This window comes from Leifsonia sp. P73 (assembly GCF_051059105.1).
GTDB lineage: Bacteria > Actinomycetota > Actinomycetes > Actinomycetales > Microbacteriaceae > Leifsonia.
This window is the reverse complement of sequence record NZ_CP194931.1, coordinates 3,015,080-3,027,272: the sequence shown is the minus strand read 5'-3', so window position 1 is coordinate 3,027,272 and position 12,193 is coordinate 3,015,080. Positions and strand designations below refer to the sequence as shown.

General features: G+C 71.9%; 14 protein-coding genes. 8 read left to right on the top strand and 6 right to left on the bottom strand.

Features of this window, described 5'->3' with window-relative positions; translation table 11 throughout:
• Positions 1-109 precede the first annotated feature (109 nt).
• Positions 110-898, top strand: a complete 789-nt coding sequence (locus ACQ86L_RS15565; protein WP_434316219.1) for a GntR family transcriptional regulator — start codon at positions 110-112, stop codon at positions 896-898.
• On the opposite strand, the gene ACQ86L_RS15560 is transcribed toward ACQ86L_RS15565, so the two are convergent.
• Entirely contained in the window at positions 853-1,797 is a 945-nt protein-coding gene (locus ACQ86L_RS15560; RefSeq protein ID WP_434316218.1) for a helix-turn-helix domain-containing protein, read from the bottom strand. The genes ACQ86L_RS15565 and ACQ86L_RS15560 overlap by 46 nt on opposite strands.
• A 295-nt stretch (positions 1,798-2,092) precedes the next feature.
• On the opposite strand from ACQ86L_RS15560, the gene ACQ86L_RS15555 reads away from it, so the two are divergent.
• The 4 genes from ACQ86L_RS15555 (at position 2,093) to ACQ86L_RS15540 (ending at position 4,983) form a co-directional block, all read left to right on the top strand.
• A complete protein-coding gene (locus ACQ86L_RS15555) occupies positions 2,093-2,767 on the top strand; it encodes a GntR family transcriptional regulator (RefSeq protein WP_434316217.1) in 675 nt (224 codons plus the stop codon).
• A complete protein-coding gene (locus tag ACQ86L_RS15550; RefSeq protein WP_434316216.1) occupies positions 2,767-3,474 on the top strand; it encodes a GntR family transcriptional regulator in 708 nt (235 codons plus the stop codon). The genes ACQ86L_RS15555 and ACQ86L_RS15550 overlap by 1 nt, the downstream gene beginning before the upstream one ends.
• The gene (locus ACQ86L_RS15545; protein ID WP_434316215.1) at positions 3,444-4,130 is read left to right on the top strand and encodes an SDR family oxidoreductase; all 687 of its coding nucleotides are present in this window, start codon (positions 3,444-3,446) and stop codon (positions 4,128-4,130) included. Before ACQ86L_RS15550 ends, ACQ86L_RS15545 begins: the two co-directional genes overlap by 31 nt.
• Positions 4,131-4,251: 121 nt before the next feature.
• Positions 4,252-4,983, top strand: coding sequence for a hypothetical protein (locus ACQ86L_RS15540; protein WP_434316214.1), 732 nt, complete (start codon positions 4,252-4,254; stop codon positions 4,981-4,983).
• A 20-nt stretch (positions 4,984-5,003) separates the two neighbouring features.
• Here ACQ86L_RS15540 and ACQ86L_RS15535 read toward each other — a convergent pair whose 3' ends face one another.
• The 3 genes from ACQ86L_RS15535 to ACQ86L_RS15525 form a co-directional block, all read right to left on the bottom strand.
• Positions 5,004-5,564: a GNAT family N-acetyltransferase gene (locus ACQ86L_RS15535; protein WP_434316213.1), complete on the bottom strand. Its 561-nt coding sequence runs from the start codon at positions 5,562-5,564 to the stop codon at positions 5,004-5,006.
• A gap of 29 nt (positions 5,565-5,593) precedes the next feature.
• A complete protein-coding gene (locus tag ACQ86L_RS15530) occupies positions 5,594-6,094 on the bottom strand; it encodes a GNAT family N-acetyltransferase (RefSeq protein ID WP_434318908.1) in 501 nt (166 codons plus the stop codon).
• A gap of 68 nt (positions 6,095-6,162) precedes the next feature.
• Positions 6,163-7,722 carry a phospholipase D family protein gene (locus ACQ86L_RS15525; RefSeq protein ID WP_434316212.1) on the bottom strand — a complete coding sequence of 520 codons (1,560 nt, stop codon included), beginning with the start codon at positions 7,720-7,722 and terminating at the stop codon, positions 6,163-6,165.
• Between the two features lie 107 nt (positions 7,723-7,829).
• Here ACQ86L_RS15525 and ACQ86L_RS15520 point away from each other — a divergent pair, with 107 nt between their 5' ends.
• The 3 genes from ACQ86L_RS15520 to ACQ86L_RS15510 all read left to right on the top strand — a co-directional run bounded on the left by ACQ86L_RS15520 (position 7,830) and on the right by ACQ86L_RS15510 (position 9,612).
• Positions 7,830-8,276, top strand: a complete 447-nt coding sequence (locus ACQ86L_RS15520; protein WP_434316211.1) for a hypothetical protein — start codon at positions 7,830-7,832, stop codon at positions 8,274-8,276.
• Positions 8,277-8,571: 295 nt separating this feature from the next.
• Positions 8,572-9,057, top strand: coding sequence for an FBP domain-containing protein (locus ACQ86L_RS15515; RefSeq protein ID WP_434316210.1), 486 nt, complete (start codon positions 8,572-8,574; stop codon positions 9,055-9,057).
• A gap of 261 nt (positions 9,058-9,318) precedes the next feature.
• Complete coding sequence (locus ACQ86L_RS15510) at positions 9,319-9,612, top strand: DUF2277 domain-containing protein (RefSeq protein WP_434316209.1); 294 nt, start codon at positions 9,319-9,321, stop codon at positions 9,610-9,612.
• Positions 9,613-9,616: 4 nt separating this feature from the next.
• On the opposite strand, the gene ACQ86L_RS15505 is transcribed toward ACQ86L_RS15510, so the two are convergent.
• Both ACQ86L_RS15505 and ACQ86L_RS15500 read right to left on the bottom strand, forming a co-directional pair.
• Positions 9,617-11,467, bottom strand: coding sequence for an amylosucrase (locus tag ACQ86L_RS15505; RefSeq protein WP_434316208.1), 1,851 nt, complete (start codon positions 11,465-11,467; stop codon positions 9,617-9,619).
• Positions 11,468-11,538: 71 nt separating this feature from the next.
• Positions 11,539-12,180, bottom strand: a complete 642-nt coding sequence (locus ACQ86L_RS15500; protein WP_434316207.1) for an NADPH-dependent F420 reductase — start codon at positions 12,178-12,180, stop codon at positions 11,539-11,541.
• Between the last annotated feature and the right edge of the window lie 13 nt (positions 12,181-12,193).

Genomic DNA, 12,193 nt, shown 5'->3' with positions numbered 1-12,193 from the left:
GGGGGTGGCGCCGATGACCGGCGCGGAACCAACCGTAACCATAACCAAACCAGATAGTCCATTCGAGAACGAATTAACAGCCATCGGTCAAACTGGTATGGTCACTCCTGTGAAGACTCCGACGATCTCAGAGCGCGTGTCCCGTGACCTGAACACGTCCCTGAATCACGGCGTGTACCCGCCCGGCACCCGGCTGCCCGGCGAACGGCAGCTCGCCGAGAGCCTCCATGTCAGCCGGAGCACCATCCGGACCGCACTGGAGGACCTGGAGCGCCAGGGCCGCATCGCGCGCTCGGCCCAGCGCGGCTGGTTCGTCCCCAGCCCCACGGTCGGGGAGCCGCCGAGCACGCTGCAGAGCTTCAGCGAGATGGCGCGGCTGCGCGGCCACACGCCCACGGCCCAGGTGCTGGACAAGAGCGTCCGCTCGGCCACCATCGACGAGGCGGAACGGCTCGGCATCGTGGCCGGGGCCGACGTGCTCGTGCTGGTGCGCCTGCGCGGGATGAACTCCACCCCGATCTGCGTGGACACGAACGTCATCCCGCTCTCGGTCGCGGCGCCGCTGGTGGAGGCGGACCTCACCGACGCCTCGCTGTACGAGTCGCTGCAGACGCTCTGCTCGGTCGACATCTACCGCAGCGCGTACAGCGTCCAAGCCGACGCCGCGACCGCGGACATCGCCGGGCTGTTGCACATCGCGGCGGGGAGCCCCGTTCTGATCGGACGCGAGATCGCGTACGAGCGGGCCGGCTGGCCTGTGCTGCTGGGGCTGAACACCTACCGGGGGACGCGTACCGGTTCGAGGCGGACCTGTACCGGGCGGGCTGACGACCCGCCGGCCCAGCGGCTCCGCTACGCGCCGGAGCCTACCGGATCCGCGCCGTACTCCTCGCGGTAGTGGCGCACGAAGACCGCCTCCGACGAGAAGCCCCACAGCTCCGCCGCCGCGCGCACGGTGATCGGCGTGCTGGAGAGCTGGTCGTGGGCGGCGCTCAGCCGGGATCGCCGCAGGTAGGCGGTCGGGCCGAGGCCGTCCGCCTGAGAGCGGAAGGCGAGGACGAGCTCGCCGGTGGAGGCGCCGGCGGCGTGGGCGGCGTCCTCGAGCGTGATCGGCCGCGCCGCGTGGTCGCGGAGGTACCGCGCGCCGACGCGGAAGACGCGCGCCCGGCGCTCGGCGGACACGCGGAGCTCCCGCCGGTCCCCCACCAGCCGGAAGGTCTCCAGAGCGGCGACCGCGAGCTGGCGGTACGTGGTCGCGCGCACCGAGTCGTTCGAGAGGGCGCCCGCCCTCCACTCGCGCCTGGCGACCTCCATGGCCGCCAGCCAGGAGGCGGCGCGTCGCGCGTTGACCGGCCGGGGACCGTCGAAGCGGAGCTCCAGGTCGTCCCGCGCATAGAGCAGCCGGGCGGTGCGGGTCAGCTCAGGCACGCGGAACGCGACGGCGCGGCCCTCCATTTCCGCTATCCGGTGCACGGACTGCTCGCCCGGCTGGAAGATCACCGGCTCGGCCGCGAAGCTGCCGGTCTCGTCGCCGACCTCCCAGCCGCTGCCCGGCGTGCCGGTCGAGATGAGGAGCACGTCCGGGTCGACCACGCAGCGCAGGTCGCCGAGCATCCTGGCGTCGGCGAGGAGGAAACGACCGTCGCCGACGACGCGCTCGGCGTAGCCGGAGAAGCGACGGCCGAGCTCGACTCTGCCGTACTGGCCGGCCAGGTACGCCTGGGTCTCGTCGCGGTCGCGCGAGCGGAACCGGCGCTCGAAGTATGTCGGCGACAGCCGGCCGACCGGGGATCCCAACGCTGGAACCTCCTCCTTCCGGCCGGGCGGCCTCGCGGCAAGTTTTGAGGGGTCCTGCGTACCCGAAACGCAGGACCCCTCGACGGGCGCCCGACACCCGAAATCCGGGAGCCTCGTCGGGCGGAGGGACCACTGGGGGCGGGCCCTCCCTGGGGGAAACTGTCGGAATCGTCTTCCTGCTGGGAGTATACGTCGAGATTGGAACTTTAGTCCACGCTCTAGTTCCACCAATCCGTCGCAGCTCGGTACGATTTGATCGGAGCGACGCGCGTGTGCGCGAGAGAAGGTGGGGGAGATGCCCGTCCCGGGGGTGTCGGAAGTCCGGCAGACGCGTGTGCTGGCGCGTGACCGCGCGTACGAGTCGCTCAAGACGGCGATCCTCGACGGCACCATCCAGCCGGGCGAGCGTCTGGAGGACGCCGAGCTCCAGGCCTGGCTCGGGATGTCGAAGACACCGATCCGGCAGGCGCTCCACGCGCTGACCGTCGAAGGCTTCGTGGAGACCGCCGCCCAGTCCTACACGCGCGTGGTCGCGCCGCGAGTGGACGACGCCGTCCTGCACCTGCAGACCATCGGCGTGTTCGTCCTCGGCGTGCTCGACCTCACCCTGGACGGCCTGAGCGACGCCGACCGGGACGCCCTCGTCGGGGACGTCGACCGCTTGATCGCCGGGCTGGAGGCCGCCGACCTCGAGGCGTCGATCGCCGCTTCCCGGCAGTATTACGGGCGGCTGATGGCGCTGTGCCGGAACCGCGTGCTGCTCCGGCTGGGCGAGCGGACGCTCGCCGCCCGCGCTTACTACGTCGGGGTCGCCTACCGCGCGCTCGGGATCGACTGGCCGGAGGCCGCTCAGGCGTATGCCGCGCTGCGGTCGGCGCTCGCGTCGGGGGACTCCCGCGGCGTCCACGCCGCGGAGCGGGAGATCTTCCGTATCGACGCTCCGCAGGCCGCCGGGGAGGGACGCGACTGATGCCGGTCCCCCGCTCCGCCGAGAAGACGACCAGCCCCCGCGAGCTGGTCCGGGAACGGGTCTACGCGCAGCTCAAGGAGGCCATCCTCTCCGGCGTGCTGCTGCCCGGCGAGCGCCTGGACGAGGCCGAGCTGCGCGGCTGGCTCGGCGTCTCCGGCACGCCGATCCGGCAGGCGCTGCACACGCTCAGCCTGGAGGGCCTGGTGGAGACGGCGCCGCAGTCGCACTCCGCCGTCATCGCGCCGCGGCCCGAGGAGGCGCGCGACACGCTTCAGACCATCGGCGTGCTCGTGACCGGCGCGACCATCCTGACCCTTCCGCGGCTGACCACCGAGGACCGGACGCGCCTCGCCGCGCTGGCCCGCGAGGTGACCGTCCAGCATCGCAGCGGCGACGTCCCCGCCATCACCAAGGCCGCCGAGGCGTACTTCGGATCGATCATCCGGGCGTGCCCGAACCCGGTGTTCGTCGAGGTGGTCGCACAGACCGGCCCGTCGCTGAGCTATCACGTCACCGTCACGCACCGCGCGCTCGACGCCGATCTGGAGGAGCTGGCGCAGGACTATGCGGAGCTGTCGGCGGCGCTGCTGGACGCCGATGACGAGCGGGTCATCGACGTCACGAAGCGGATCTTCCAGCTGGCCGCTCCCCCTCCCCCGCGGCCTAGGCTCGGGGCATGGCTCAGAACTCCCGTCCCATCGCCCTGATCACCGGAGGCTCGCGCGGCATCGGCCGGGCCATCGCCGTCGAGCTGGGCAGCACCCACCACATCCTGGTCGGCGGCCGGGATGCCGCGGGCGTCGCGTCCGTCGTTGCGGAGCTGCCGTCGGCCGAGCCCTTCGTCGCCGACCTGACCGGCAACACGCTGCCCGCCCTCCCGGACCGGCTCGACGTGCTCGTGCTGTCCGCGGGCGTTGAGGACGGCGGCACTGTCGCCGAGACGGACGACGCGACCTGGCGGCACGTGTTCGAGGTCAACGTCTTCGCGGTCGCGGCGCTGCTGCGGGCGACGCTCCCCGCGCTGCGGGCGGCGGGCGGGCTGGTCGTCGCCATCAACAGCGGGTCGGGCCTGAGCAGCGGGGCTGGCGGCGGCGTCTACTCCGGCTCGAAGTTCGCCCTGCGCGCGCTCACCGACGCACTGCGGGAGGAGGAGCGCCCGAACGGCGTCCGCGTCACCAGCATCCACCCCGGCCGGGTCGACACCGACATGCAGCGCGCGCTCGTGGCGCGTGAAGGGCACGAGTACGACGCGGCGTACACGATCACTCCGGAGATGGTCGCGGCCACGGTCCGCGTGGCGGTGGACCTGCCGAGCAGCGGGATGGTGGAGGCGCTGACGGTGCGGCCGCTGCGGCGGCGCTGAACCGCGGTGGCGCTGACGCGCGTACCCAGCTCGAACCCGCCCTTTACGATCCCCGAACATTCCCCGACGAGGCTGGACTCAGCCGGAAGACCCCGGCCGCTTACCTCTGAACGGGAGAACCATGTCCAGACGATCCATCGGCATCATCACGGCGGCGACCGCCGGAATCGCGTGCGCGGCCCTCATCGGCGGCCCGGCCTTCGCCGACACCCCCACGCCGACCCCGACCCCGTCCGCCTCGCACGCCCCCAAGACGCTCGCGCAGCTCCAGGCCGCCGGCGCGAAGGCGACCAGCGACCGCGAGACCAAGCTCACCGCTGCCATCGCGAAGGTCAACGCCGACACCACCCTGACCTCCGGCGACAAGTCCACCATCCTGGCGACCCTCAACGCCGACCTCGCCGCCATGAAGTCCTCGGCCTCGGCCATCGCCGCCGACACCACGACCACCCAGGCCGCCGCCGACCTCAAGAAGGTCTTCACCTCCTACCGCGTCGACGCCGTTGCCGTCCCCCAGGCGCGCCTCGCGGCGGACGCCGACCGCCTCACCGGCACCACGATCCCGAAGCTCACCAAGGAGCAGTCGACCCTTTCGGGGCTGCTGTCGGGCAAGGACAAGGCCACGTCCACCTCCGCGCTGCAGTCCGACCTCAGCGACCTGAGCGCGCAGCTGTCGACCGCGTCCCACGACGCGAGCGGAGTCGCCGCGGCGGCCCTGGCCGTCACCCCGGCCTCGTACGACTCCAACCACTCGGCGCTGTCGTCGGCGAAGTCGTCCCTGACGTCGGCGCGGGCTGCGGTGAAGAAGGCGGAGGCTGACGCGAAGGCGGTGCGGGAGGCGCTGAAGAAGTAGGGGAATGCCGCGCGCGGTGGTCAGGCCGAAGCCGCCCCGGCGCCGTCCCACTCCGACGCAAGCAGCGACCACACCTGCTTGTCGTGGAACACCCCGCCGACGGGCCACGCCTCCCGGAGGACGCCCTCCAGCGTCATCCGGAGGCGGCGCGCGACGGCCGAGCTGCGCTCGTTGTCGCTGCGGCAGCGCCACTCCGCGCGGTGCATGCCGCGCTCGTCGAACGCGTAGGCGAGCAGCTCGCGCACGGCGCTCGTGATGTGCCCGTGGCCCTCGGCGCCCGGCTCCAGCCAGCAGCCCACCTCGAAGCCGCCCGTCGCCGGCACGAACTCCACGAACATGACGCCGCCGACGAGGGCGCCCTCGGACCAGATGCCGTAGATGCCCGCGCCCTCCCTGGCGGCGCGCTCGGCGTACCGGCCGAGGGTCGCGCGGGCGCCCGCCACGTCCTCGGTGACGAACGACGGCCCCACCCACGGACGGATGTGCTCCCTGGCGCGGTCGAGGTGCGCGGCGAACTCCTCCGCCATCCAGGGTTCGAGGGGGCGCAGGCGGGCGCCCGAGGCGAGGGTCTTCGAGAACATGAGGGCAACGCTACAGGCGGTCAACCCGCTCAGCGGAGCGCGCGCAGGTCGAACGCCCAGGCGTTGACCGTGATCGGCACGCCCTTCGGGTACTCGGAGTCCTCGGCGCCGGTGTTCACGAACCCCACCGAGCGGGCAAGCTCGTTGGATGCCACGTTGTCGACGCGCGGGAAGGCGAACACGGTGCCGCGATCGCCCCGGGCAGCGGCGTGTTCGAGCAGGAGGCGCACGGCCGCCCGCGCGTACCCGCGGCGCTGGTACGGCACGAACACGAACCAGCCGCACTCGTACACGGCGTCTCCGTGATGCTCGATCTGCCAGTAGGCAGCCGCGCCGACCGGCTCGTCCGCGGCGTTCGACCACACCGTGAACGGTGAGATGGTCCCGTCAGCCTGCCCGCGGAGGAACCGCTCGTGACGCCGGCGAACGACCTCCTCACCCTGCGGACCGCCGAGGAACACCGTCATGTCCGCAGCATTGTTCCGCAACTCGACGGCCAGGTCTGCTTCGGTCCACGGTTGCAGTCGCACTCGGTCAACGCCCACGGCGCGACACTACACGCGGACGGGGGAAGGCGTCAGCGCGTCGCGCCCCCGCCCTAGAACCGCCCCGTCCCCCGCAGCCGCGCAGGCCGCGAGTCCGGGTCCACGACGACCCGATACAGCGCCTCCGCCCACACGCGCTGCAGCCACGTCACCGGTTCGATGCGGTGCCGCCGGGCCTGGCCGCGCGGCCGGGCCGATCGCCGTCCCGTCCGGTGCCAGGCGTCGAGGGTGTCGCTGCTCTCCGTCCAGAGCGCCAGCCCGTCGGCTGCGTCCGTGAGCCGCGGGTCGTCCCGGTCCAGACCGAGGTGCTCGGCCCACAGCTGCGTGCGGAGGTCGCGCGCGACGTCGCCGCCGACGACGGCGCAGGTGAGCTCGCTGTCGGTGGTCCAGGAGCGCAGGTTGAAGTTGTCCGAGCCGCACGTCATCCAGGCGTCGTCCACGATGCAGATCTTCGCGTGCACATAGATCGGCGTGGCCGCGTCGTTCTCCAGGTCGAAGACGCCCACGCGGTCAGGCGCCGCGCGGCGGAGCATCGAGACGGCCCGATGCTGACCCAGGCGCGCGGGCGGGCCCGAGACCCCGCCGTCGTCGTCCGGATAGCGCGGCACAGCCACGATCACCTGCAGCCCGGGGTTCGATCGCAGGGCCTTCGCGATCCCGGCGGCGACCTCCCTCGACCAGAGGAACTGGTCCTCGATGTAGATGAACGACCGCGCGCGGGCGAACGCCTTGAGGTAGGCGCGCGCGATGCTGCGCTCCCCGTGCGGCGCGAACGGGAACGGCGGCCGCTTCGGCGCGTATGTCCGCAGGACCTGGACGGCGTGCGTCCCCGCGACCGGAGGCGGAGGCGCCGCCTCGGGGAGCGGTTTCGGGTGCCGCGGCATGTCGGCGAGACGCTGCACGAGCATCCGGTACGGGTTGCGATGGTCCAGCGGGTGCGGGTCGTCCCAGCGCTCCGAGAACGTGTCGAGGAGGTCGCCGACCACGGGTCCGCGCAGTTCGAGTGCGGCGTCGTGCCAGGGCGGATGCTCGCCGTACCGCGGGTCGATTGCCACCGGCTGCGGGTCGCCCGCGTGCACGATGTCGTCCCGGCGGCTGTGGCAGAGGTCGATCCCGCCGACGAACGCGATATCCCGGGCCGGGTCGTTCGTGTGCCGGATGACGAAGAGCTTCTGGTGGTGGGACCCGAACGCGCGCACCCGCTGGTCCAGCAGGACCTCGCCGCCTGCGGCGTTGATCTCGCGGCCCAGCAGCGCATTCGACAGTCCGCTCATCCGCCCGCGGATGGTCTGGCCGTGGGAACGCCACACCAGGCCGCGCACCTCCACGCCCGCGCGCGCGATGTCCGCCAGCAGCTCACCGATCGTCGGGCCGCCCGGCAGCAGCAGTTCGTCCTTGTCGCCGCGCCAGTCGGTGAAGAACACCCGGTCGCCGGGCTCCAGCGCCGACAGCTCCTCGTGCAGTCGCGCGAAGTAGGTCGCGCCGTGGACGAGGGGACGCACCAGGTTCCCCTCCGACCAGGACGCGGTCCCGGACGGCCCGGCCTGCACGGCGGACGCCGGGTTCCCCCGCTCGGCACGGCTCAGGAACCAGTCGGAGGCTTCTGTCGGCACGTCAGGAACTCTACGCCCGCGGGCGCTGATCGCCGCGCCTCTGTACCGGCGGACGCTCGCGGGAGCACAATGGACCCGTTCGAGCCGCATCGCGAGGCAGGGAGACCATGTCCGAATCCGCCGCACCGTCCGCCGCATCGCGCCCCACGCCGAGCCCGACCGAGAGCCTCCGCCGTCGCTCGCGGGAGGCGCTGTCCGCCCTGGCCCTCCAGTTCCTGCTCGGGATGGCGGCCAACCTCATCGGCGACCCGGAGGGCACCTTCGCGGTCGTCGTGGACACGATCATCATCATCCTGCACGTCCTGGTCGCGATCGGCCTGGTCGTGGTCAGCATCCGGCTGCTCCTCGCGGCCCGCAAGGCCGGCGTCGGCCAGCGCCTGGCGCTGTGGGGCCTCATCGTCATCGTGATCACGTTCCTCGCGGGCGTCGCCACGATCGTCACCCTGAGCGACTGGGCGTCGTACGTGATGGCGGTCGGCTTCCTGGCCGCCGCCGCCCTGTACGGCGGCACGTTCTTCGCGTCGTACGGGCTCGGGGGCACCTCGCGCGGGTAGTCGGAGAAGCCTTCCGTCTCCCGGGCGTGTCGTAGACTACCCGCGTGGATCGGATCATCGCGTCTCAGCCCGTCGGGCGTCTGGAGGTCGTCGGCGTCCTCATCGCCGGCGTGAGATAGCCCCGCCTCTCTTCCCGTGATCCCGCGCGCCTCCTTCGCGCGCGCCCGCTCGTTCCCGTGCGCGTTCCCGCGCCGTGGCCGCGCTGTTCCGCGCCGGCCCGCGAGCACTCCATCACACCGGACCCGTCGCCGTTCCCCGGCGTCCCGCGGTCTGCAGACAGACAGGACATCCACCCATGCTTCCCCTCAACGAGCAGCAGCTCCGCTCCTCCCTCGTCAACGCCTCCCAGCGCGAGCGCAAGGAGCTCACCCTCCCCGACCTGGCGAACACGCGCTGGGACGACCTCGACTACCTCGGCTGGCGCGACCGCAGGAACCCCAACCAGGGCTACGTGATCGCGGAGGTCGACGGCGAGCTCGTCGGCGTCCTGCTGCGGAAGGCCGACGGCGGCGTCCGCAGCCGGCCGCAGTGCTCGTGGTGCGAGGACGTGCACCTGCCCAACGAGGTCGTCTTCTTCATCGCGAAGCGCGCGGGCGCGGCGGGCCGCAACGGCAACACGCTGGGCACGCTCGTGTGCGCGGGCTTCGAGTGCTCGTCGAACGTCCGCAAGCGGCCGCCGCTCGCCTACGTCGGCTTCGACCTGGAGGCCGCGCGCCTCCAGCGCATGGAGGCGCTGCGGGAGCACGTCACGACCTTCGTCCGTCGCGTCGCGGAGGGCTGAGTCCGGGAGGCCGCGGCCTCACGACGGGTGTCAGAGCTTCGAGTGGCGTCAGACCTGCGGAAGCGTGATGGCGCCGGTGTTCGTGAGGCCGTCGACCTCGGCGGCGATGCCCTCGGTCTCGGGGAGGGTGCGCTCGATGTGATCGCGGAGCGAGCTCATGGGGTGGTTCCTATCGTGCTGTGGGGGTAACCGGGAAATCTTCCGCCATTCAACCTGAGAGGACGCACAACACGCGGGATTGAATGGCGGTATCGTCGCGGCATGTGCCGGAACATCCGCTGCCTCCACAACTTCGAACCGCCCACGACGGACGACGAGGTCCGGGAGGCCGCCCTCCAGTTCGTCCGCAAGGTCAGCGGCTCGACGCGCCCCTCCCGGGCGAACGCGGCCGCATTCGACCAGGCGATCGACGAGATCGCCGAGGCCACGCGCCGCATGCTCGACCAGCTCGTCACCAACGCGCCGCCGAAGAGCCGCGAAGCCGAGGCGCTGAAAGGCCGCGAGCGGCACGAGAAGCGGATGGAGCGGGAGGTGCGGATCCGCACGGCGGTGTGATCGATCAGTCCTCGGGCACCAGCCACACGAACCCGTGCGCGCCCAGCGTCACGCCCTCCCGGAGGTCTTGCACTCCGCCCGTCACCAGGTCCGTGCACCGCGCCGCCTGCCCGCTGAGCGCCCACGGCTCGACCCGCTCCGGGTCGTCGCCGACGTTCGCCAGCACCAGGAGCGGACGCCCATCCTGTCCTGGCCGCACGTACCCCAGGACCTTCGGGTTCCCGGTGTCCAGCGCGGCCAGCTCGCCGCCGCCGAACTGGCCGAACCGGCGGCGGAGCCCGATGAGCCACCGCATCCGTTCGTAGAGGGCGCCGGCCGGTGTGGACGCGTCCGTCCGCTCCTCGTACAGCCGCGCCGGATACGCCGGTCTGCCGACCCACCGGGAGTCCTCCCGGCGCCCCTCGGCCTCCAGCTGCGCGTAGTCGTTGAGCTGGCCGACCTCGTCGCCCAGGTAGATCAGCGGGATGCCGCCCGTCGACAGCGCGAGGGAGTAGGCGAGCAGCACCCGGCCCGGTCCTCCCGCGTCGCCCGACTCGTAGCCCGCCAGTGAGGCGGTCGTCCCGGCGACCCGGCTGTCGCCGGTCTTCGGGTTGAACTGGAAGGCGACGCCGCGCGCGAAGCTGCCCTCGAAGCGACCCGTGTAGTAGTCGTTGAGGAAGCGGCGGTGCCCGTACGCGTCGATGCCGAGACGGGCGGCGTCCTCGTCCGCGAACGTCCAGCCGATGTCGTCGTGACTGCGCACGTAGTTGACCCAGGCGGTCCCGGCGGGCGTCGCGTGGCGGTCGGCCAGTGCGCTCTGCAGCATCCGGACGTCACGGGTGGCCATCGCCTCCCAGGTGAGCGCCATCTGCAGCGGGTTGTAGCTGAGCTGGCACTCGTCCGGGCGCACGTACGAGAGCACGTCGTCCGGGTGCACGATGGCCTCCGAGAGGAACACCATCGCCGGGGCGGCGATGCGGCAGACGGCGTTGAAGGCCTGCAGCAGCAGGTGCGCCTGGGGCAGGTTCTCGCTGGAGGTGCCGAGCTGCTTCCAGATGAACGGGACGGCGTCCATCCGCAGGACCTCCACGCCGAGGTTGGCGAGGAACAGCATCTCCCCCGCCATCGCGCGGAACACGGCCGGGTTGGAGTAGTTGAGGTCCCACTGGAACGTGTGGAACGACGCCCAGACCCAGGTGCCGTCCGCGAGCTGGACGAACGAGCCCGGGTGGTCGTCCGGGAAGATCTCCCGCGTCGTCTCCTCGAACCGGTCCGGCTGCTCGCGCGAGTCGAACATCCAGTAGTAGTCCCGGAAGGCCGGGTCGCCGGCCACCGCGCGCCTCGCCCACTCGTGGTCGCTGGCGGTGTGGTTGAAGACGAAGTCGACGGCGAGCGAGATGCCGTTCCCGCGCAGCGCCTCCCCCAGTGATCGGAGGTCGTCGATCGTGCCCAGGCTCGGGTTCAGCTCCCGGTAGCTGGAGACCGCGTAGCCGCCGTCCGAGTTGCCCTCCGGGGTGAGGAACGGGGGCATCACGTGCAGGTAGGTCAGCCCCAGCTCGCGGAAGTACGGGATGCGCGCCTGGAGCCCGGGGACGCCTCCGGCGTAGAGGTCGGCGTAGCAGACACCGCCGAGCATGGCGTTGGACTGGAACCAGTCCGGCTGCTCCGCGCGCCGGCGGTCGAGGTCCTTGAGCTCGGCGGTGCGCTCCCGCCAGGAGGCGTCCACGAGCTCCAGGGTGCTCGCCAGCGCCGCCGACAGCCCCGGATGGTCGCCGTAGATCGCGCCGAGGAGGCGGCGCAGGCGCTCCCCCTCCACCGCGAGCCGGCGCTCGAATTCGCGACGGTCATCCTCGATCGTGCTGCTCTCGCTGCTCACGTGACCCACCGTAGGGCGCGGTCTTCGATCGACCAAGGGGTTTCCGGCGCGCGATGGAGGGGGCGGACACCTCAGACGGTGCGCGGCGCCCTGGCGACGTTGGCCTCCAGCTCCTCGCGGTTCTGCCGCACCACGTAGGCGGGGCGATCGCGCTCCACGCGCCAGCTCTCCGAGAGCGGGCCGAGGTGGACGGTGTCGAAGCCGAACTCGTCGTAGATCGCGGCGACGATGGCGGCGGCGCCCTCGTGGTCGCTCGCGGTGGCGAGCGCGCGGCGGTCCTCGGTCCCCGCCGGAGCCCCGGTGGTCGCGATGTCGCGCGCGGCGATGTGGTTGAAGCCCTTGGCGACGCGGGACTCGGGCAGGTGCGCCTGCAGGAGGCCGGAGACCGTCGCGGTCCCCTCGTCGAGCTCGGCGATGCGGCCGTCCCGCTCGAAGTAGTAGTTGTTCGTGTCGATCACGACCTTGCCGGCCAGCGGCTCGACGGGGATGTCCCGGTACCTGTGGAGCGGGACGGTCACGACCACGATCTCGCCCGCCGCACCGGCCTCCTCCGCCGTCGCCGCGGTGGCCGATGGGCCCAGCTCGGCGACCAGTTCCGCGAGCGTCTCCGGCCCGCGCGAGTTCGCGATCGTCACGGTGTGGCCGTGCCGGATGAAGGTGTGCGCCAGAGCCCGGCCGATGTTGCCCGCTCCGATGATTCCGATGTTCGTCATGCTGGGTGCAACC

What these genes read in the sequence shown, in the direction of transcription:
- ACQ86L_RS15555 (WP_434316217.1), top strand. Translation starts at nt 2,093, where the DNA reads ATGCCCGTCCCGGGGGTGTCGGAAGTCCGGCAGACGCGTGTGCTGGCG.
- ACQ86L_RS15550 (WP_434316216.1), top strand. Translation starts at nt 2,767, where the DNA reads ATGCCGGTCCCCCGCTCCGCCGAGAAGACGACCAGCCCCCGCGAGCTG.
- ACQ86L_RS15545 (WP_434316215.1), top strand. Translation starts at nt 3,444, where the DNA reads ATGGCTCAGAACTCCCGTCCCATCGCCCTGATCACCGGAGGCTCGCGC.
- ACQ86L_RS15540 (WP_434316214.1), top strand. Translation starts at nt 4,252, where the DNA reads ATGTCCAGACGATCCATCGGCATCATCACGGCGGCGACCGCCGGAATC.
- ACQ86L_RS15535 (WP_434316213.1), bottom strand. Translation starts at nt 5,564, where the DNA reads ATGTTCTCGAAGACCCTCGCCTCGGGCGCCCGCCTGCGCCCCCTCGAA.
- ACQ86L_RS15520 (WP_434316211.1), top strand. Translation starts at nt 7,830, where the DNA reads ATGTCCGAATCCGCCGCACCGTCCGCCGCATCGCGCCCCACGCCGAGC.
- ACQ86L_RS15515 (WP_434316210.1), top strand. Translation starts at nt 8,572, where the DNA reads ATGCTTCCCCTCAACGAGCAGCAGCTCCGCTCCTCCCTCGTCAACGCC.
- ACQ86L_RS15510 (WP_434316209.1), top strand. Translation starts at nt 9,319, where the DNA reads ATGTGCCGGAACATCCGCTGCCTCCACAACTTCGAACCGCCCACGACG.
- ACQ86L_RS15500 (WP_434316207.1), bottom strand. Translation starts at nt 12,180, where the DNA reads ATGACGAACATCGGAATCATCGGAGCGGGCAACATCGGCCGGGCTCTG.